The sequence below is a fragment of the Proteus sp. NMG38-2 genome (genome assembly GCF_020640995.1).
In the GTDB taxonomy this organism is placed as follows: domain Bacteria; phylum Pseudomonadota; class Gammaproteobacteria; order Enterobacterales; family Enterobacteriaceae; genus Proteus.
Genome location: NZ_CP085481.1, coordinates 1339760 through 1359125, shown reverse-complemented (window position 1 = coordinate 1359125; position 19366 = coordinate 1339760). Strand labels below are relative to the sequence as shown.

The following is a 19366-nucleotide window of genomic DNA, read 5'->3' as shown; positions in this document are numbered from 1 at the left end:
GAAAACTCAATATTGAAAACAGAAATATCACTCAATATAAGTAGCAAAATGTCAAAGATAGGAGTCTGTTACAAAAATTATTTAAAGGGTGTGACGATAAACACGTTATCGAATAGAAAATAATTACAACTTAATCAATCTATTGGCCTTATTTAGATCCTTGGCTACAGTTGATGAGTAAAGATCACTAGAGACATCAAAAGCGGGATAAAAAAGAGAACTAAAATGAAATCAGATATTCAAATCTCCCAAGAAGCACACCTCTTACCAATTCAAGACATTGCTAAAAATTTAAATATTGATCAAGACGATATCGAATTTTATGGCAAATACAAAGCTAAATTTAGCCACAGCATTTGGCCTAAAGTTGCTACAAAAAAAACAGGAAAACTGGTTTTAGTCACCGCAATTAATCCTACCCCTGCAGGTGAAGGTAAAACAACCGTCACCGTTGGATTAGGGCAAGCCCTTAACCATATTGGAAAAAGTGCCATTATCGCATTACGCGAACCCTCATTAGGCCCTTGCTTTGGCATTAAAGGGGGAGCTGCTGGGGGGGGTTATTCTCAAGTTGTGCCAATGGAAGATCTTAATCTTCATTTTACTGGCGATTTTCATGCGATTACATCAGCAAACAACTTACTGGCCGCCATGCTTGATAACTCCATTTATCAAGGTAATCCTTTAAATATCGATCCTAAGAAAATCGTGTTTAAACGTTGTATGGATATGAACGATCGCGCTTTACGAAATATTGTTGTGGGATTGGGTGGCGAGAAAGACGGTATCACAAGAGAAGATAACTTTGTTATTACTGTTGCTTCTGAAATTATGTCAATCCTATGTTTAGCTGAGGATATTCAAGACTTAAAACAAAGACTTTCTCAGATCATTGTTGCTTATTCTTACAATGGCGCCCCTATCACTGCAAACGATTTACAAGCTGTTGGCGCAATGGCCAGTTTGTTAAAAGATGCTATTAACCCTAATCTAGTGCAGACACTCGAAAATACGCCAGCAATTATTCATGGTGGCCCATTCGCTAATATTGCCCATGGTTGTAATAGTGTGAGAGCAACAAAATTGGCTCTTCAACTTGCTGATATCACTATTACAGAAGCGGGTTTTGGTGCTGATTTAGGTGCTGAAAAATTCTTTGATATAAAATGCAGAATAAGTGGATTACACCCAGATTGTGCAGTGATTGTTGTGACTACAAAAGCACTAAAATATAACGGTGGCTTAGGTAAAGGCGAATGGAATAATGAGGATTTAGTTGCGCTTGAAAAAGGTATTGTCAATCTAGAAAAACATATTGAAAACCTTAAAAAATATGGCTTACCTGTGATTGTTTCACTTAATGCCTATGTTACCGATAGTATTGCAGAACATCAGTTTATCGAGCAATTTTGTCTAGATAGGGATTGTCGATTTGCAATTACAAAAGTGTGGGAAAAAGGGGGCGCAGGCGGTATTGAATTAGCGAATCAAGTCATTGATACACTTGAAAATGAACATAGTCAATTCCAATTAATTTATCCTGATAATGCCTCACTTAGTGAAAAAATTAATACTGTCGCAAAAGAGATCTATGGAGCAAATGGTGTGACCTATAGCCAACATGCTCGCAAAATGTTGGAACAAATAGAAAATATGGGTTTCGGTCATTTCCCCGTATGTATGGCAAAAACACAATATTCTCTCTCGGATAATCCCGCTTTATTAGGTCGCCCTACTGATTTTTCGATAAATGTGCGCGAAGTGTATGTTTCTGCTGGTGCTGGCTTTGTTGTCGCACTGACAGGCTCTATCACCACTATGCCTGGACTACCGAAAACGCCAGCGGCCATTGCCGTAGATGTTGATAATCAAGGGAAAATTGATGGACTTATTTAAGTCTCTAAAGTGTGCAATCTCTTTATCTCATTAAATACAAAAAATCCGTAATCATTATTTTAATTACGGATTTTTTTTAAAAACAACAACTAATCTTTCTTTATGGGTGAAATCTCAGTAACGCATTGATAAAACTATTATTGATAAATTAACCAAAAATAGCGTTAAACCAGCCAGATACTGTTTTAACCACAAAATCCCAGATACGACTAAAGAAACCACCTTCTTCAACCGCTTCTTTTACCACTAAAGGACGTTGTTCAATGATTTCATCGTTTAATAAGAAGTTAACTGTACCCACAACCTGATTTTGCGTTAGTGGCGCTTCTAATACTGGATTAGTTAAAGTAAACGAGGCTTTTAAATTTTTCAGTTCACCTTTAGGAATCGTGATTGAAGCATCATTAGCGACACCTAAAGCCACTTCACCTTTATCGCCATACCATACTTTTTGCGTTGTTAGTGGTGTGTTTTCTTTAACCGGTGTTACCGTTTCGAAAAAACGAAAACCCCAGCCTAATAATTTTTCACTTTCAGCAAAACGGATTTTATCTGATGGAGTTCCTAAAACAACCGCAATTAAGCGCATATCACCTTCAGTTGCCGAAGATACAAGATTATATCCAGCACCACTCGTGTGACCTGTTTTCACACCATCAACATTCATATTCTTATTCCACAATAAACGATTGCGGTTTGGCTGACGAATATTGTTGAATGTAAATTCTTTTTCTTTATGTATTTCGTATTCTGAAGGAACATCACGGATCATAGCAGCTGTTAACAGTGCCATATCTTGTGCTGTTGTATATTGCCCGTCAGAATCTAATCCATGGACTGTTTTAAAGTGCGTATTTTTTAAACCCAGGTTGTTAGCATAGGAGTTCATTAAATCCACAAAGGTTTCCTGACTGCCCGCAACATGTTCAGCTAATGCGATACTCGCATCATTACCTGATTGAATGACCATACCACGATTTAAATCAATGACTTTGACCTGATCACCCGGTTTCAAGAACATCAATGATGAACCTTTTAATACCGGATTACCTGTTGCCCACGCATTGCGCCCTACAATCACCATATCGTCTGGCGACATTCGCCCTTCTTTGATGGCTTGTCCAACCACATAGCTACTCATGATTTTGGTCAGACTTGCGGGATCTAAACGCTCATCAGGTTTCTCCGATGCCAAAATTTTTCCGCTATTGTAATCCATTAATACATAAGATTTTGCCTCTATTTGAGGAGGTACAGGATTATTTACCGCAAATGAAGGACTAGAAATAATTAGCAGTAAACCCATTCCCGCGGTAACCTTACCCAGAACAGATGGAATATTTTTTTTCATTACCGATCACCCTTTTATATCAATTTGTTAAAGCTTTCCTACTATATGGCTTTCTGGAATAAGACGCCAACATTGATATATAGAGATTTATCTTATATTCATGTTTAGCGCCCTATAGAGGGAAATTTTATTACTTATCGTGGTTTAGGAGACCTTTATGTTAAAAGTCTGGGGTAGAAAAAACTCATCTAACGTTAAAAAAGTTCTTTGGTGCTTAAAGGAGTTAAATGTTCCTTATGAGCAAATTGATGTTGGAGGCCCATTTGGCGGACTCAATGAAGCAAATTATTTAGCAATGAATCCCAATGCTTCTATCCCAACATTACAAGATGATGACTTTGTGTTATGGGAGTCTAATACCATTATTCGTTATTTATGCTCAAAATATGAGAATAACGCACTCTATCCAATTGATCCTAAACAACGAGCAAATGTAGAAAAATGGATGGATTGGTCAAATGGCAGCCTATTTTCACCCATTCAACAAATGATGATAATGATTGTTCGCACACCTAAAGAGCAACAGAACCCCGAGCTTGTTGAAGCATTAAAAGAAAAGCTTAACAAACTGATAAAAATTGCAGATAACCAACTGGCAAAAACAACTTATTTTGCTGGAGATGAGATCTCTCTTGCTGATATCGCTATCGCACCACTGGTTTATCCATGGCTCGAGGTTTGTAAAGACCGACCTCACTTCCCACATATTGAACGATGGTTTGCACAATTAAGTGAAAGATCTCTTTTCCGTGATATCGTGTTACTGCCTGTAAGTTAATTCATTGGCATTTTGTCGGGATCTGGATAATGGTAATGGAATCCAAGATCTCGACAGATCTCCTGACCGTCAATCTCCCGTATTAACGGCTTCTCTTCATCTGCAAATTCTGGGGGAATAAGATCAAGCTGAGAGGATACTCTTGAGTAAAAATCTTTCTTTTTAGGATGAATTGGGGCACATAAATTATATAAATGACCACCTTCATTTTGTGCAAGCAGTTGTTCAACCGCAAAAATTACATCATCTAAATGGACTAAATTGACACACTGATGCGCGCCTTTTACCTGTTTTTTACCTGATAAAAAACGTCCTGCATGACGACCGGGGCCAACTAACCCAGCCAATCGAAGAATATCAACCGTGGTTAACGGTAAACGATGTAACCAGTTTTCAACTTCAGCTAACATTTTTGCCGATTGTGTTTCTGGCCGAATATCCATTTCTTCTGTGATATTACCTGTTTGATTGCCATATACAGAAGTAGAGCTAATATAAATCACTCTTGTAACATGGCGAGACATTGCACTATCCACTAACGTTTGAATAGCTTCAACATAATCATAACCGCCACCAGCGGCACTTGGTGGCAACGTGATGATCAGTACGTCAGTTTCCATTAAGTAATCAAAATCATCTCTATCACATTCAATTGCGGGTGTTAAATTCACTAAACAGCAATCAACGCCACTCATTCTTGCTGCTTCTACGCCATCTTCGGTGGTTTTAGTCCCTTTAACTTGATAACCTGCATCACGCAACGCAGCGGCAAGTGGTAAACCTAACCAACCTAATCCAACGATGGTTATTCGTTTCATTTTGCTCCCCTACTTAAATGGCTTAGTTAAAGTATGCTATAAAATTTTCATTTCGCCATTACATATAAATACTACTTATATTTCGTTAATTTTTAGCATACCCCCATATACTCGCTCACTTGCCACATTAAGTAAATAAGAGAAATATTAAAATAGCATTAAAAACAAAAGGTTACAAAATAATTAAATTATTATTAAAAAATAGGTTGCTTTTCACTTTGCAAATCATGTAGGTTGAAAGGCAGACAAATTCTGAATGTTGGTTACTAAATACAAATTAATAGTAACGGGCATATCAAATAACAAATAGTGTAATTAGCTAGGAAAATAATTATGTATAGCATTCAACTAAACCACCATCATCACCATCATCCTGACTAGTCTTTCAGGCGATGAGTGCTGGAAGACGTTTAAGAAACGCTTCCGGTGGTCTGAATGCAGACAAACAATAAAAACCCCGGAAGGCAACTTCCGGGGTTTTTTTATAGCTAATTTTTAAACAAAAAATTGAGACAAGGACAGGGTAATATTATGTTAGACAAAACAAGATTAAGAATTGCAATGCAAAAATCAGGTCGTTTAAGTGATGAGTCTCGTGCCCTTTTAGCGCGTTGTGGCATCAAAATTAACTTAAACCAACAACGTCTGATCGCTTATGCGGAAAATATGCCAATCGATATTTTACGTGTAAGAGATGACGATATTCCAGGTCTAGTGATGGACGGCGTGGTTGATTTAGGGATTATTGGTGAAAACGTATTAGAAGAAGAATTATTAAAACGTCGCGCACAAGGCGAAACCCCAAGCTATCTCACGCTACGACGCCTCGATTTTGGTGGTTGCCGTTTATCTCTTGCGACTCCTGTTGATTTCGACTATCAAGGTGTTGAATGCCTAGATAATACACGTATTGCCACCTCTTACCCCAATCTACTAAAACGTTATTTAGACCAAAAAGGCATCAAATTTAAATCATGTCTATTAAATGGCTCTGTTGAAGTCGCTCCTCGTGCAGGTCTTGCTGACTCTATCTGTGACTTAGTTTCTACTGGTGCAACATTAGAAGCTAACGGTCTGAAAGAAGTTGAAGTTATTTACCGTTCAAAAGCGTGTTTGATCCAACGCGACGGAGAAATGGAAACCGACAAACAAGCCCTTATCGACCGTTTACTGACGCGTATTCAAGGTGTCATCCAAGCTCGAGAATCAAAATACATTATGTTACACGCACCAAGTGATTGCCTCGAAGATGTCATTGCGTTACTTCCTGGTGCTGAAAGACCTACTATTCTGCCTCTTGCGGGTGACCAGAATCGCGTTGCAATGCACATGGTCAGCAGTGAAACCCTATTCTGGGAAACCATGGAAAAACTAAAAGCATTAGGTGCGAGTTCAATTCTTGTTTTACCAATTGAAAAAATGATGGAATAAGGTGAAATGATGAAAACGGGTTTTAATACATTAACTTACTGGAATGAATGCACGCAAGAACAGCAACAAGTGCTATTAACTCGCCCTGCTATTTCAGCATCCGGTTCAATTACAGAACAAGTTGCTAGCATCATTTCACAGGTACGCAATGATGGGGATAAAGCGCTTAAAGCACTTAGCCAAAAATTCGATAAGGCAGCGCCGGAAAGTGTATTGGTGCCAAAAACGCAAATTGATGAAGCCACAACAAGACTAAATAACGAAATAAAACAAGCAATAGCACAGGCGATGAATAATATTCGCCGTTTTCATGAAGCTCAAATTCCTAACACTATCAACGTGGAAACTCAACCTGGTGTATTTTGTCAACAAGTAAGCAGACCTATTGATGCTGTAGGACTTTATATTCCTGGAGGTTCGGCTCCATTACTTTCAACCGTAATGATGTTAGGTATCCCAGCGCGTATTGCAGGTTGTCGCAAAGTTATTCTATGCTCGCCCCCTCCTATTGCTGATGAAATTTTATATATTGCTCAACAAATTGGTATTGATGAAATATTCCAAGTGGGTGGCGCGCAGGCGATTGCCGCAATGGCGTTTGGTACAGAATCTATCCCTAAAGTAGATAAAATTTTTGGCCCCGGTAATGCTTATGTTACGGAAGCCAAACGTCAAGTCAGCCAATCGCTACAAGGTGCAGCTATTGATATGCCAGCAGGCCCTTCAGAAGTTTTGGTGATTGCTGATGCAGATGCAAATCCTGCATTCATTGCTGCTGACTTACTGTCGCAAGCAGAGCATGGCCCTGATTCACAAGTCGTATTATTAACCCCAGATGAAACATTAGCCAAAGCCGTTATTGCTGAAACGGAAACACAACTTACTCAATTAAGCCGAGCTGAAATTGCCAAACAAGCTTTAGCTGAAAGTCGAGTCATTATTACTCGCGATCTCGATCAATGTATTGAAATCAGCAATAGCTATGGCCCTGAACACTTGATTATTCAAACTAATGATGCTGATGCACGTGTTGATAGCATTACCAGTGCCGGTTCTGTTTTTCTTGGTGCTTGGTCTCCTGAATCTGCGGGAGATTATGCTTCAGGCACTAATCATGTTCTACCGACTTATGGTTATACCTCAACCTACTCAAGTTTAGGTCTAGCTGACTTTATGAAACGCATGACTGTACAAAAACTCACAGCACAAGGTTTATCTGATTTAGCACAAACTATTGAAATACTAGCGCAAGCTGAACAATTAACCGCTCACAAAAATGCGGTCACACTTCGTGTTAATGCTTTGGCTCAGGGGAAAAATAACGATGAAAAATGAATTTGATATCACCTCACTTGCCCGAAAAAATGTACGTGAGTTAACTCCTTATCAATCTGCTAGACGTTTAGGCGGAAATGGTTCGGTTTGGTTAAATGCAAATGAATACCCTGTTGCACCTGAATTTACTTTTAATGAAAAAAATTTAAACCGTTACCCTGAGTGTCAGCCTGTTAATGTCATTAATCGTTATGCTACATATGCAGGTGTTAATCCAAATCAAGTCTTAGTCAGTCGTGGGGCAGATGAAGCCATTGAACTACTTATTCGTGCGTTTTGCGAACCTGGTAAAGATGCTGTGCTTTATTGTCCTCCCACTTATGGCATGTATAGCGTAAGTGCAGAAACATTTGGTATAGAACAACGTGTTGTCCCTACACTTGCTGATTGGAGCCCCGACGTCAAAGCCATTGCATCAAAACTTGATAATGTAAAACTGATCTATATTTGTAGCCCCAATAACCCAACAGGAAACATTGTTAACCCTTCACTTATTCGTGATGTATTAGAACTCGCTAAAGGCAAAGCTATAGTTGCAGTTGATGAAGCTTATATAGAATTTTGTCCACAAGCATCAATTGTTTCATGGCTTGAAGATTATCCGAATTTAGTCATTTTGCGCACCTTATCGAAAGCATTTGCATTAGCAGGGTTGCGCTGTGGATTTACGCTTGCCAATCCACCAGTCATTGAATTATTACTAAAAGTGATCGCCCCATATCCATTGTCAACACCTGTTGCCGATATTGCAGCACAAGCATTAACTGAGGTAGGTATTGATGTGATGAAGAATCGTGTTGCTGAAATATCACGTAACAGAGCGGTCTTATCTGAAGCGTTAAAAAAATTACCGAATGTCGAGCAGGTTTATAACAGTGAAACCAACTATATTTTAGTGAAATTCACTGATGCTAATCAGGTTTTCCGTACTTTATGGGAGCAAGGGATTATTTTACGCGATCAACAACGTCAATATGGGCTTAATGGTTGCTTGCGTATTTCTATCGGTACTACCGAAGAATGTGATAGCGTGATCAACGCTATAAAAAATATTCAAACTGCAAACGTATAAAAGATAAAACGATAACAACAAAAATCGCAACTGAGGGAGCTTACCATGAGCCAAAAAATTCTTTTTATTGACCGTGATGGCACTTTAATCACCGAGCCACCTACAGATTATCAAGTTGATAGACTCGATAAACTCGCCTTTGAAAATGGCGTGATCCCCGCACTGACCGCGCTACAAAAAGCAGGTTACAAGCTTATTATGATCACTAATCAAGATGGATTAGGTACAGAAAGTTTTCCTCAAGCGGATTTCGATCCTCCACATAATTTGATGATGCAAATTTTGTCATCACAGGGAATAACTTTTGGTGATGTTTTAATTTGTCCTCATAAACCTGAAGATAACTGCCCTTGTCGCAAACCTGAAACAGGGCTTGTGACACAATACTTAGTTGATGGCGCACTCGATAAAGATAACAGCTACGTTATTGGCGATAGACAAACAGATATTCAGTTAGCTGAAAATATGGGTATCAAAGGCTTACTTTATAATTCCAATAAGCTTAATTGGGCGGTCATCACAGAACAACTCACCAAAAAAGATCGCTACGCTCACGTTGAACGTAAGACAAAAGAGACGCAAATTGCTATTGATATCTGGCTTGATCGTGAAGGTGACAGCCAAATCAGCACTGGTGTTGGCTTCTTTGATCATATGCTTGATCAAATTGCCACTCACGGCGGTTTTCGTATGAACATCAATGTACAAGGCGACTTAGTGATTGACGATCACCACACTGTTGAAGACACGGGTCTTGCTTTAGGTGAAGCCCTGCATGAAGCATTGGGTGATAAACGCGGCATTGCTCGTTTTGGTTTTACATTACCGATGGATGAATGCCTTGCAAGCTGTGCATTAGATATTTCAGGTCGCCCACACCTTGAATACAAAGCAGAATTTAAATATCAACGTGTCGGTGATCTAAGTACTGAGATGATAGAACACTTTTTCCGTTCACTCTCTTACACCATGGGTTGCACATTACACCTAAAATCGAAAGGCAAAAACGATCACCACAAAGCAGAAAGCTTATTCAAAGTCTTTGGTCGTACATTACGCCAAGCCATTCGTGTTGAAGGTAATACTTTACCAAGCTCAAAAGGTGTTCTGTGATGAAAGTGGTTATTCTCGATACAGGTTGTGCCAATTTAGCCTCCGTCGCTTATGCCGTTAAGCGACTCGGTTATGATCCCATTATTTCCTATGAAAAAAACGTTGTGCTATCTGCGGATAAACTCTTTTTACCTGGAGTGGGAACGGCTCGCGCAGCAATGGAACAACTGGAAGCACGCGAATTAATTCCTTTAATTAAAGCATTAACACAGCCTGTTTTAGGGATTTGTTTAGGCATGCAAATATTGGCTTCTCTGAGCGAAGAAGGCAAAGGTGTCCCTTTATTAGGGTTAGTTGATGGCACAATTGATAAGTTAGATACAGCTGGTTTACCATTACCTCATATGGGTTGGAATCAAGTATTAGCAAAGCCTGCCCATCCCCTTTTTCGTTCTCTTGATAACGATGCTTGGTTCTATTTTGTTCACAGCTATGGTTTAGCGTTAAATGAATCAACCATTGCCGAAACTGAATACGGCTCTCGTTTTAGTAGCGCAATTCAAAAAGATAATTTTTATGGTGTGCAATTTCACCCAGAGCGCTCAGGAAAAGCTGGAGCCCAACTTATCAAGAATTTTTTGGAGATGTAACGCGTTATGATCATTCCAGCATTAGATTTAATTGACGGAAAAGTCGTTCGCCTTCATCAAGGTGATTATGCAAAACAACGCGATTACGATGATAATCCGCTGACACGCTATCAACAATATGAAAAAGACGGTGCAAAACTCCTTCATTTAGTGGATCTAACAGGTGCAAAAGATCCTTCTGCCCGCCAAATTTCACTGTTAAAAGAGCTTGTTGCTTGTGTGAATATACCAGTACAAGTGGGTGGTGGCATTCGCACTGAAGATGATGTGAAATCATTACTCGATGCAGGGGCAAGCAGAGTTGTTATTGGCTCTACTGCAATCAGTCAGCCCGAAATGGTGAAAACTTGGTTTGAACGTTATGGTGCAGATGCCATTGTGTTAGCCCTTGATGTTCGTATTGATAAACAAGGCAAAAAATGGGTAGCAGTGAGTGGCTGGCAAGAAAATTCCCCTTATACCCTCGAAGAGATCATCGAACTTTATCAAAGTGTCGGATTAAAACATGTGTTGTGTACCGATATTTCTCGTGACGGCACATTGGCAGGCTCTAACGTTGAATTGTATACAGAAATTAGCCAACGTTTTCCTGACATTTTATTTCAAGCTTCTGGTGGTATTGGTAATTTACAAGATATCGCAGCACTTCCAGCATCTGGCGTCACTGGTATTATTGTTGGTCGAGCATTATTAGAAGGCAAATTTACATTAAAAGAGGCGATATCATGTTGGCAAAACGCATAATTCCTTGTCTTGATGTTCGTGATGGACAAGTCGTTAAAGGTGTTCAATTTCGTAATCATGAAATTATTGGAGATATTGTCCCTCTTGCTGAACGTTATGCCAAAGAAGGCGCTGACGAGCTTGTATTTTATGATATTACCGCCTCTTCTGATGGTCGAGTTGTTGATAAAAGCTGGGTGTCACGCGTCGCTGAAGTCATTGATATACCATTTTGTGTTGCTGGTGGCATTCGTTCTGTTGAAGATGCAGGAAAAATTCTCTCTTTTGGGGCAGACAAGATTTCGATCAACTCCCCTGCGCTTTCTGATCCAACATTGATTTCACGCTTGGCAGAACGCTACGGTGTGCAATGTGTTGTCGTAGGTATCGATACTTGGTTTGATGAAAAGACAGGTGAATACCTAGTTTATCAATTCACAGGTGATGAGAAACGCACTCAACAAACACACTGGAAAACACTTGATTGGGTACGTGAAGTTCAAAAGCTAGGCGCAGGTGAAATTGTTTTAAATATGATGAATCAAGATGGTGTAAGACAAGGCTATGACTTGAAACAATTAGCTCAAGTGCGCCAAGTTGCAGATGTACCTCTTATTGCCTCTGGTGGTGCTGGCGAAATGTCACACTTTCTTGATGCCTTCAAATTAGCCAATGTTGATGGCGCACTTGCAGCGTCTGTTTTTCACAAACAAATTATTAACATTAACGAATTAAAACAATATCTTGCAAAAAATGACGTTAAGGTAAGAATATAATGAATAGTGAAACATTAGCGCAATTAGATTGGGAAAAAGTGGATAATCTCATGCCAGTTATTATCCAAAATGCCATTTCAGGTGATGTATTAATGCTAGGCTACATGAATAAAGAAGCGCTAGATATGACACTAAAAAGTGGAAATATCACTTTCTATTCTCGCACTAAGCAACGTTTATGGACAAAAGGTGAAACATCAGGCAACTTTCTCAAGTTAGTCAATATTTATCCTGACTGTGATAATGATACTTTACTTATTTTAGCTAACCCGATTGGACCAACTTGCCATAATGGCACTGAAAGTTGCTTTGCTCCTGCACAAAGCCAGTGGGGATTTCTCTATGAGCTGGAGAATATATTACGTGAGCGTAAAAATGCTTCACCAGATAGCTCGTACACTGCCCGTCTTTACGCCAGCGGTACAAAACGAATAGCTCAAAAAGTTGGAGAAGAAGGTGTAGAAACCGCATTAGCCGCCACAGTTAATGACAGAGAAGAGTTAAGAAACGAAGCCTCTGATTTGCTCTATCACTTAATGGTATTGTTACAAGACCAATCATTATCACTCTCTGATGTCATTGGTTGCCTGCAAGAGCGTCATAAAAAAGCCGAATAATTTCTAGCTAATTAATCCTCTCTAGAGCTACCAAACGAGAAAGTAACATATAAACAAAAAAGCACCTCAACGAGAAATTTTGAGGTGCTTTTATTACTTAGTTAAGACATAAAATAACAAGTATCAATTGTTATTTATGTCTTGAGCATTACATAGCTTGGCGGAATAACTCGATAACATCACTTTCAGTACCCTGAACAGGGTTAGTGATTGCACAAGCATCTTTCAGCGCATTTTCAGCTAATGTTTTGAAATCTTCTTCTTTCACGCCTAATTCTTTTAGACCAGCTGGAATACCCACATCTTTAGCCATTTTACGAATTTCTTCGATACATGCTTGAGCACCTTGCTCATCGCTCATTGCAGAAACATCAACACCCATTGCTTGTGCGATATCTTTTAAGCGACCCGCGGCGGCTTGGATGTTATAAGCTTGAACATGTGGTAATAAAACCGCATTACACACACCATGAGGTAAGTTATAGAAACCACCTAATTGGTGAGCCATAGCATGTACATAACCTAAAGAAGCGTTATTAAATGCCATACCTGCTAAGAATTGAGCGTAAGCCATGTTTTCACGAGCTTGTGCATCACCACCATTATCAACAACTTTACGTAAAGACTCGCTGATCATAGTAACTGCTTTTAATGCACACGCGTCGGTGATTGGGTTTGCAGCGATTGAGACATACGCTTCCACCGCATGAGTTAATGCATCCATACCTGTTGCAGCGGTTAAGCCTTTTGGCATACCAATCATTAATTCTGAGTCATTTACAGATAAGATTGGAGTGACGTTTTTATCAACGATAGCCATTTTGATATGACGCGCTGTATCTGTGATGATACAAAAACGTGTCATTTCTGATGCAGTACCTGCAGTGGTATTGATTGAAATCAGTGGTAATTGAGGTTTAGCTGAACGATCAACACCTTCGTAATCTGCAATTTTTCCACCATTAGAAGCCACTAACGCGATACCTTTAGCGCAATCATGTGGAGAACCACCGCCTAAAGAAATCACACAGTCACATTGATTTTCTTTCAGCAGAGCTAAACCCGCTTCTACGTTCTCAACAGTAGGGTTTGGTGCAGTTCCGTCATAAGTTACGCTAGAAATACCAGCTTCTGTCAGTAACTTACTGACTTTATCAACAACACCCAGTTGATTTAAAATGCTATCAGTGACGATCAACGCTTTATGAAAACCGAAGTCTTTCATTGAACTTACAGCATCAGCAAGGCAACCAGCACCAATTTTATTTACAGAAGGGATATAGAATGTTGAAACTGCCATTATTGACTTCCTTTTTAGTAATTAAATCTACGTTTTAATATGTTCTATTCTTTTTGTTCTTAAATTGATCATCATCAAAATAATGAATAAATATCAATTTGTTTATCATGTTATTACAGGTAATTAAATAAAGAAGCCCAATTACCCTATTAATTCAATAGGATAATACTATTAACATATTATCATTTGTAACAAAATAATTTGAAAAGCTTATCAAAATAATCAAAACCAGCCATAAACATCACAGCAGAATATTTTTTTTAAAGTCGTATAATGACCTTAAATAAATAACTTATTAATCAGGAGTCATTGATGTCTTTGACTATTTTCGAGCAACTTACTGCTTTATTAGATAAAAACCATGCGACTTATCGTGTAATGGAACACCCTACCGCAGGTCGTTCTGAAGAAGTTGCAAAAATTAGAGGAACACAATTAGGACAGGGAGCAAAAGGACTTGTTTGTCATATAAAAGGTAACGGTATTAAACAACATGTTCTTGCGATATTACCCGCCGATAAACAAGCCGATCTATCAAAACTCGCTCATCAAATTGGTGGAACAAGGGCATCTCTAGCAAGCCCTAAAGAAGTTGACGATCTTACCCAATGTGTATTTGGTGCTATTCCTCCCTTTAGTTTTCACCCTGCATTAAAGCTTGTGGCTGACCCTCTACTTTTTGAACGTTTTGATGAACTCGCTTTTAATGCAGGCACATTAGAACGCTCAATTATTCTTAATACACAAGATTACAAACGTATTGCACAACCTGAATTAATTTCTTTTATTCGCGAAGAAAGCGAGTAATAAAAAGAGCTAATTTATTTTTAACAATTACCCTAGCCATTATTCAGTTAAGGGTAATTGTTATCATGATATCGATTCTTATTGTATATATAGATTTACATGCCAAAAGGTAATATTTAGATTATGTGATCAAAAACCTTGCCGATATTTAATACCAATAATAACTTAAAAAGCAGAATTTATCTCACCAATTCCACATTATCTTACCTTTAACGCCAATAAATGTACGAAATAGATTTTTTTACTATTTTTTTCGATTCAGCACTCAATAATTAACTAAATAGATTTTATGTTATTGACCTAAATTACTCATACATTTAAGTTAGCATCAATAAAAATACAATAATGTAAAATTATATTTACATCTCAGTTATTTCTAACATACAAATAAATATATAAATAATGTACCAATAGGTGCAGGGAAATCTTCATGCAAACTTCAACTCAAAAACAACCGCTTTATAAAGTATTATACGTGCAAGTGATTGTTGCCATTTTACTCGGTATCTTACTTGGACATTTTTATCCTGACGTTGGTGAATCTTTTAAACCTCTTGGTGATGGATTTATCAAAATTGTAAAAATGATCATCGCACCAGTTATCTTCTTAACTGTCGTAACGGGTATTGCTGGTATGAATAATATGAAAGCAGTAGGTACAGTTGCGGGTAAATCCATGGCTTACTTCCTGACTTTCTCTACCATTGCATTAATTATTGGTTTAATTGTTGCAAACGTTATTCGCCCAGGTGATGGTCTCAATATTTCCCCAGCCTCATTAGATGCGAGCAAAGTAGAAAGTTATGTAGCAAAAGCGCATGACTCATCAATTGTTGGCTTCTTAATGAATATTATTCCTGACACGGTTATTAGCCCATTAGTTAATGGAAATATCTTACAAGTACTGTTTGTTTCTGTGGTTTTTGGTATTGCCTTAGCGTCTATCGGTACTCGTGGTGAGCCAGTTCTTAAGTTTTTACAAAACTTCTCTGAACCTGTATTCAAAATGGTCGGTATGCTAATGAAATTAGCCCCTATCGGTGCTTTTGGTGCAATGGCCTTTACTATTGGTAAATATGGTATTTCATCAATCAGTAACTTGGTATTACTTGTTCTGACTTTCTATATAACTTCATTATTATTCGTTCTTGTCGTGTTAGGTGCTGTTGCAAAATATAATGGCTTCTCTATTCTCTCTTTAATTAAATATATTAAAGATGAACTTTGGTTAGTATTAGGTACATCTTCTTCGGAAGCTGCTTTACCTAGCTTAATGCGTAAAATGGAAAATGTAGGTTGTAAAAAATCCGTTGTCGGCTTAGTTATTCCAACAGGTTATTCCTTTAACTTAGACGGCACTAACATCTATATGACCATGGCAGCTCTATTTATTGCACAAGCTACTGGTATCGATCTTTCATTAACAGAACAAATTACACTACTTTTAGTTGCAATGATCAGTTCAAAAGGTGCGGCTGGTGTTACTGGTGCAGGCTTTATTACTTTAGCCGCAACCTTATCCGTTGTACCGAGTGTTCCTGTCGCAGGTATGGCATTAATTCTAGGTATTGATCGCTTTATGTCAGAGTGTCGTGCATTAACCAATCTTGTGGGCAATGCTTGCGCTTGCATCGTTGTTGCTCGTTGGGAAAATGCCTTAGATAAAGAAAGAATGAATGATGTCTTTAGTGGCAGAACATCAAGTGAATTTATTGAGGATGCTCCATTAGCTCCTATTGAAATTGAATCTGATAATGCAATTAAAATTCCAGTGAAATAAAGACCATTTTTTATAATCCATAAAAGAGCACATATGTGCTCTTTTATTTTTTATATTCCTTACCACTACGAATAAACACTTATCTTTTTTATAATTTATTTATTATTTTCTCTTTTTCTCATAGATTATTTCCTGCTTATTTTTATAATTTTTTAATTTATAAATTAAGGACAAATTTGTGAATATATTAAAAGATCTGATAAAAAAACAATATTCTCTAAAACTTTTATTTTTCAAATATTGGCTGGGTGGCTCTGCCATAATAATTCTTAGTAGTGTTATTCTTTTTTATACAGCTGTTGTACCACTCATTCAAATTGAAGTATTTTCTTTAAATATCGCTATTTATTTTGTTGCGTTTGCTTTGGCAATAAAAATACTATTTTCTGTAATCACGCTACCTCGTTTTTTTATCTTAGTGAGAGATACTTCAGAGTTTCCCGCAATACTCGCCTTTATTATTGTTCTTTCTGAATGCTTATTTATTTGTTGGTTAGAGTTTATTTATATTGAAGGATTTATCAGTGGTTCATTTTTCCCTTAAAAACAAATGCAATAAAAACAAATAATTGCAAGCCAATTCCTCCTCTACCTCTCACTACCCATATTTTTTACATTTAAATCATTTTATTCACCAAAAATCAAAGCCAAACACACATAATTTTAAAGAAATACAATAAATTAAAACAAACCATAATTTCATTAACTTATTGATTTAAGAAAAATAAATCTCACAAATGGCGATAAATTGAAATTAAATCTAATTTTTTAGATGAAGAGCACAATATTTGATAAAATCAACTTTATTTTATTGACCTGATTTACTCATACCTTTAAGTTACCTGTCACAACAAAATAAATGTAAATAATAATTTACATCATAATTTCTTTTTTATTTAGTCAATATCTTTCAGTTACAGGGAATTTTTATGCAGACTTCATCCCGCAAGCTCCCCTTTTATCGTGTGTTATATATCCAAGTTATTATTGCTATCATTTTCGGTATTCTATTAGGACATTTTTACCCTGATATTGGTGAGTCATTCAAACCTTTGGGTGATGGATTTATCAAAATAGTAAAAATGATCATCGCACCTGTTATCTTTCTAACCGTAGTGACCGGCATTGCTGGTATGAACAATATGAAAGCAGTCGGAAAAGTAGCAGGTAAATCAATGATTTACTTTCTCACATTTTCTACAATTGCACTTGTTATTGGATTAATCACTGCCAATATTATTCGCCCTGGTGACGGTTTAAATATCTCTCCTGAATCATTAGACAGTAGCCGAGTAGAAATGTATGTCACTCAGGCGCACAGCTCTTCTCTTGTTGATTTTTTCATGAATATCATCCCTGATACTATCGTTAGTCCATTAGTTAACGGTAATATCTTACAAGTGCTGTTTGTTTCTGTAGTTTTTGGTCTGGCATTAGCATCAATAGGTTCACGGGGTGAACCTGTATTAAATTTCTTACAGCATCTTTGTGAACCTGTTTTTAAGATGGTTGGTATGCTAATGAAGTTAGCACCTATTGGTGCCTTTGGTGCAATGGCTTTTACGATAGGTAAATATGGGATTTCCTCCATTGGAAATTTAATGTTGTTGGTAATTACTTTTTATTTAACAGCATTACTTTTCGTATTGGTCGTTTTGGGTGCGGTTGCTAAATATAATGGCTTTTCTATTCTCTCTTTAATTAAATACATAAAAGATGAACTTTGGTTAGTATTAGGTACTTCTTCGTCTGAAGCCGCACTACCTACATTAATGAGTAAAATGGAAAAACTGGGTTGTAAAAAATCCGTTGTCGGTTTAGTTATTCCAACTGGTTACTCCTTTAATTTAGATGGCACTAATATCTATATGACCATGGCGGCATTATTTATCGCTCAAGCAACAGGCGTTGATTTGTCATTAACAGAACAAATTACATTACTGTTTGTTGCCATGATCAGCTCAAAAGGTGCAGCAGGTGTTACAGGAGCCGGTTTCATTACTCTTGCAGCAACATTATCGGTTGTTCCTAGTGTTCCCGTTGCGGGTATGGCTTTGATACTAGGTATTGACCGCTTTATGTCAGAATGTCGCGCATTGACCAATCTTGTTGGCAATGCTTGCGCCTGTATTGTTGTTGCTCGCTGGGAAAATGCCTTAGACAAAGAGAGAATGAATGATGTTTTTAGTGGAAGAATATCAATAGAAAACAAGCTAGATACTGATTTAGTATTAGATGAAATAAATGAAAAAACACATTATATAAAAGCATCTGAACAATAGTTTTTATATTTTTTAATAAAAAATAAAAAGAGAGTATTTAAGCACTCTCTTTTTATTAAATAATCGCCATATATTTTTCCGATGATTTGACTGTCATAAGTAAACTTTGTCGTGCTAGTTGGTAATTAACGGATGATGATCCCGCTAAAGAGATCTATCAAAAGATTACACTTGAATATTGGCGATACAATTTTCCTCAATAGTGTGAAGATTAACAAGATATTAATCCTAAACCTGATTTTTAACGCCTATTTTATCAAGTCTAAATAATGTGGTTAGATCAAAGTAAAACTGGCTATCCTAATGAAAAAATTAAGAATATTCACTGCCCTGTGTGAGTCTACCGTGGTGATAATGATATGCTGGTTTCTTTATCTCATTCACAAGAAATCGTTGATAATATTGAACCTGCCTCATTACTGAATGTGCCCTTTATTTCACATGTTGTACATGAAGAAAAGCCTCAATGGCTAGCGAATATTTTTAATGATTTTTTAAACTTTCATTATAAAAATAAATAAAATTTTTATAATTGATGTACTAAACAACACTCTGTTTCCTCATTCATTCTTACCTACCCGTAATTAATAAGTATTTTTACTTAACATATTAAAATTTTACCTTTAAGAACTTTCTTATGTTTTCATCTCGCAAAACAACTGTATATTTGTACAGCTTTATATGGATTTGAAGTTAT

Annotated in this window: 18 protein-coding genes and 1 other annotated feature; of the genes, 15 read left to right on the top strand and 3 right to left on the bottom strand. The window is 37.3% G+C overall.

Annotated elements, in window-relative coordinates; genetic code table 11:
- Nucleotides 1–225: 225 nt before the first annotated feature.
- Nucleotides 226–1896 carry a formate--tetrahydrofolate ligase gene (locus LG402_RS06365; protein WP_227336632.1) on the top strand — a complete coding sequence of 557 codons (1671 nt, stop codon included), beginning with the start codon at nucleotides 226–228 and terminating at the stop codon, nucleotides 1894–1896.
- A gap of 148 nt (nucleotides 1897–2044) precedes the next feature.
- Here LG402_RS06365 and LG402_RS06360 read toward each other — a convergent pair whose 3' ends face one another.
- Nucleotides 2045–3247: a serine hydrolase gene (locus LG402_RS06360; RefSeq protein ID WP_109410075.1), complete on the bottom strand. Its 1203-nt coding sequence runs from the start codon at nucleotides 3245–3247 to the stop codon at nucleotides 2045–2047.
- Nucleotides 3248–3404: 157 nt separating this feature from the next.
- Between LG402_RS06360 and LG402_RS06355 the strand changes: the two genes are divergently transcribed.
- On the top strand, nucleotides 3405–4025 hold the full coding sequence (locus tag LG402_RS06355; protein ID WP_166539074.1) for a glutathione S-transferase family protein: 621 nt from the start codon (nucleotides 3405–3407) through the stop codon (nucleotides 4023–4025).
- On the opposite strand, the gene LG402_RS06350 is transcribed toward LG402_RS06355, so the two are convergent.
- Nucleotides 4022–4843 (bottom strand): SDR family oxidoreductase, encoded by an 822-nt coding sequence (locus LG402_RS06350; RefSeq protein ID WP_072069707.1) that lies wholly within the window; start codon nucleotides 4841–4843, stop codon nucleotides 4022–4024. The two genes, LG402_RS06355 and LG402_RS06350, sit on opposite strands and share 4 nt — an antisense overlap.
- 356 nt (nucleotides 4844–5199) lie before the next feature.
- Nucleotides 5200–5330, top strand: a sequence feature (His leader region).
- A gap of 44 nt (nucleotides 5331–5374) precedes the next feature.
- Between LG402_RS06350 and hisG the strand changes: the two genes are divergently transcribed.
- The 8 genes from hisG to hisIE are packed head-to-tail and all read left to right on the top strand — an operon-like array spanning nucleotide 5375 to nucleotide 12500.
- Nucleotides 5375–6274 carry an ATP phosphoribosyltransferase gene (gene hisG / locus LG402_RS06345; protein ID WP_227336631.1) on the top strand — a complete coding sequence of 300 codons (900 nt, stop codon included), beginning with the start codon at nucleotides 5375–5377 and terminating at the stop codon, nucleotides 6272–6274.
- A 6-nt stretch (nucleotides 6275–6280) separates the two neighbouring features.
- Nucleotides 6281–7609 carry a histidinol dehydrogenase gene (gene hisD / locus LG402_RS06340; RefSeq protein WP_227336630.1) on the top strand — a complete coding sequence of 443 codons (1329 nt, stop codon included), beginning with the start codon at nucleotides 6281–6283 and terminating at the stop codon, nucleotides 7607–7609.
- On the top strand, nucleotides 7599–8681 hold the full coding sequence (gene hisC / locus LG402_RS06335) for a histidinol-phosphate transaminase (RefSeq protein ID WP_227336629.1): 1083 nt from the start codon (nucleotides 7599–7601) through the stop codon (nucleotides 8679–8681). Before hisD ends, hisC begins: the two co-directional genes overlap by 11 nt.
- A gap of 45 nt (nucleotides 8682–8726) precedes the next feature.
- Entirely contained in the window at nucleotides 8727–9794 is a 1068-nt protein-coding gene (gene hisB, locus LG402_RS06330; RefSeq protein WP_227336628.1) for a bifunctional histidinol-phosphatase/imidazoleglycerol-phosphate dehydratase HisB, read from the top strand.
- The gene (hisH, locus tag LG402_RS06325) at nucleotides 9794–10384 is read left to right on the top strand and encodes an imidazole glycerol phosphate synthase subunit HisH (RefSeq protein WP_109410081.1); all 591 of its coding nucleotides are present in this window, start codon (nucleotides 9794–9796) and stop codon (nucleotides 10382–10384) included. Before hisB ends, hisH begins: the two co-directional genes overlap by 1 nt.
- Before the next feature lie 6 nt (nucleotides 10385–10390).
- Nucleotides 10391–11128 carry a 1-(5-phosphoribosyl)-5-[(5-phosphoribosylamino)methylideneamino]imidazole-4-carboxamide isomerase gene (gene hisA, locus LG402_RS06320; RefSeq protein ID WP_109410082.1) on the top strand — a complete coding sequence of 246 codons (738 nt, stop codon included), beginning with the start codon at nucleotides 10391–10393 and terminating at the stop codon, nucleotides 11126–11128.
- Nucleotides 11110–11883, top strand: a complete 774-nt coding sequence (gene hisF / locus LG402_RS06315) for an imidazole glycerol phosphate synthase subunit HisF (RefSeq protein ID WP_109410083.1) — start codon at nucleotides 11110–11112, stop codon at nucleotides 11881–11883. The genes hisA and hisF overlap by 19 nt, the downstream gene beginning before the upstream one ends.
- Nucleotides 11883–12500 carry a bifunctional phosphoribosyl-AMP cyclohydrolase/phosphoribosyl-ATP diphosphatase HisIE gene (hisIE, locus tag LG402_RS06310; RefSeq protein WP_413685624.1) on the top strand — a complete coding sequence of 206 codons (618 nt, stop codon included), beginning with the start codon at nucleotides 11883–11885 and terminating at the stop codon, nucleotides 12498–12500. The genes hisF and hisIE overlap by 1 nt, the downstream gene beginning before the upstream one ends.
- Nucleotides 12501–12648: 148 nt before the next feature.
- Here the strand turns inward: hisIE and yiaY are convergent, their stop codons facing one another.
- Nucleotides 12649–13800 carry an L-threonine dehydrogenase gene (gene yiaY, locus LG402_RS06305; RefSeq protein WP_166539071.1) on the bottom strand — a complete coding sequence of 384 codons (1152 nt, stop codon included), beginning with the start codon at nucleotides 13798–13800 and terminating at the stop codon, nucleotides 12649–12651.
- 312 nt (nucleotides 13801–14112) lie between these two features.
- Here yiaY and LG402_RS06300 point away from each other — a divergent pair, with 312 nt between their 5' ends.
- The 5 genes from LG402_RS06300 (at nucleotide 14113) to LG402_RS06280 (ending at nucleotide 19190) form a co-directional block, all read left to right on the top strand.
- Nucleotides 14113–14607 carry a YbaK/prolyl-tRNA synthetase associated domain-containing protein gene (locus LG402_RS06300; RefSeq protein WP_166539070.1) on the top strand — a complete coding sequence of 165 codons (495 nt, stop codon included), beginning with the start codon at nucleotides 14113–14115 and terminating at the stop codon, nucleotides 14605–14607.
- A gap of 430 nt (nucleotides 14608–15037) precedes the next feature.
- On the top strand, nucleotides 15038–16387 hold the full coding sequence (locus tag LG402_RS06295) for a dicarboxylate/amino acid:cation symporter (RefSeq protein ID WP_227336627.1): 1350 nt from the start codon (nucleotides 15038–15040) through the stop codon (nucleotides 16385–16387).
- Nucleotides 16388–16565: 178 nt separating this feature from the next.
- The gene (locus LG402_RS06290) at nucleotides 16566–16931 is read left to right on the top strand and encodes a hypothetical protein (protein ID WP_227336626.1); all 366 of its coding nucleotides are present in this window, start codon (nucleotides 16566–16568) and stop codon (nucleotides 16929–16931) included.
- A gap of 385 nt (nucleotides 16932–17316) precedes the next feature.
- On the top strand, nucleotides 17317–18669 hold the full coding sequence (locus tag LG402_RS06285) for a dicarboxylate/amino acid:cation symporter (RefSeq protein WP_208105077.1): 1353 nt from the start codon (nucleotides 17317–17319) through the stop codon (nucleotides 18667–18669).
- Between the two features lie 359 nt (nucleotides 18670–19028).
- Complete coding sequence (locus LG402_RS06280; protein ID WP_227336625.1) at nucleotides 19029–19190, top strand: hypothetical protein; 162 nt, start codon at nucleotides 19029–19031, stop codon at nucleotides 19188–19190.
- The last annotated feature ends 176 nt before the right edge of the window (nucleotides 19191–19366 follow it).

What these genes read in the sequence shown, in the direction of transcription:
- LG402_RS06300 (WP_166539070.1), top strand. Translation starts at nt 14,113, where the DNA reads ATGTCTTTGACTATTTTCGAGCAACTTACTGCTTTATTAGATAAAAAC.
- LG402_RS06280 (WP_227336625.1), top strand. Translation starts at nt 19,029, where the DNA reads ATGCTGGTTTCTTTATCTCATTCACAAGAAATCGTTGATAATATTGAA.
- hisD (WP_227336630.1), top strand. Translation starts at nt 6,281, where the DNA reads ATGATGAAAACGGGTTTTAATACATTAACTTACTGGAATGAATGCACG.
- hisG (WP_227336631.1), top strand. Translation starts at nt 5,375, where the DNA reads ATGTTAGACAAAACAAGATTAAGAATTGCAATGCAAAAATCAGGTCGT.
- LG402_RS06350 (WP_072069707.1), bottom strand. Translation starts at nt 4,843, where the DNA reads ATGAAACGAATAACCATCGTTGGATTAGGTTGGTTAGGTTTACCACTT.
- LG402_RS06285 (WP_208105077.1), top strand. Translation starts at nt 17,317, where the DNA reads ATGCAGACTTCATCCCGCAAGCTCCCCTTTTATCGTGTGTTATATATC.
- hisF (WP_109410083.1), top strand. Translation starts at nt 11,110, where the DNA reads ATGTTGGCAAAACGCATAATTCCTTGTCTTGATGTTCGTGATGGACAA.
- hisA (WP_109410082.1), top strand. Translation starts at nt 10,391, where the DNA reads ATGATCATTCCAGCATTAGATTTAATTGACGGAAAAGTCGTTCGCCTT.
- hisH (WP_109410081.1), top strand. Translation starts at nt 9,794, where the DNA reads ATGAAAGTGGTTATTCTCGATACAGGTTGTGCCAATTTAGCCTCCGTC.
- hisC (WP_227336629.1), top strand. Translation starts at nt 7,599, where the DNA reads ATGAAAAATGAATTTGATATCACCTCACTTGCCCGAAAAAATGTACGT.
- hisIE (WP_413685624.1), top strand. Translation starts at nt 11,883, where the DNA reads ATGAATAGTGAAACATTAGCGCAATTAGATTGGGAAAAAGTGGATAAT.
- hisB (WP_227336628.1), top strand. Translation starts at nt 8,727, where the DNA reads ATGAGCCAAAAAATTCTTTTTATTGACCGTGATGGCACTTTAATCACC.
- LG402_RS06360 (WP_109410075.1), bottom strand. Translation starts at nt 3,247, where the DNA reads ATGAAAAAAAATATTCCATCTGTTCTGGGTAAGGTTACCGCGGGAATG.
- LG402_RS06355 (WP_166539074.1), top strand. Translation starts at nt 3,405, where the DNA reads ATGTTAAAAGTCTGGGGTAGAAAAAACTCATCTAACGTTAAAAAAGTT.
- yiaY (WP_166539071.1), bottom strand. Translation starts at nt 13,800, where the DNA reads ATGGCAGTTTCAACATTCTATATCCCTTCTGTAAATAAAATTGGTGCT.
- LG402_RS06295 (WP_227336627.1), top strand. Translation starts at nt 15,038, where the DNA reads ATGCAAACTTCAACTCAAAAACAACCGCTTTATAAAGTATTATACGTG.
- LG402_RS06365 (WP_227336632.1), top strand. Translation starts at nt 226, where the DNA reads ATGAAATCAGATATTCAAATCTCCCAAGAAGCACACCTCTTACCAATT.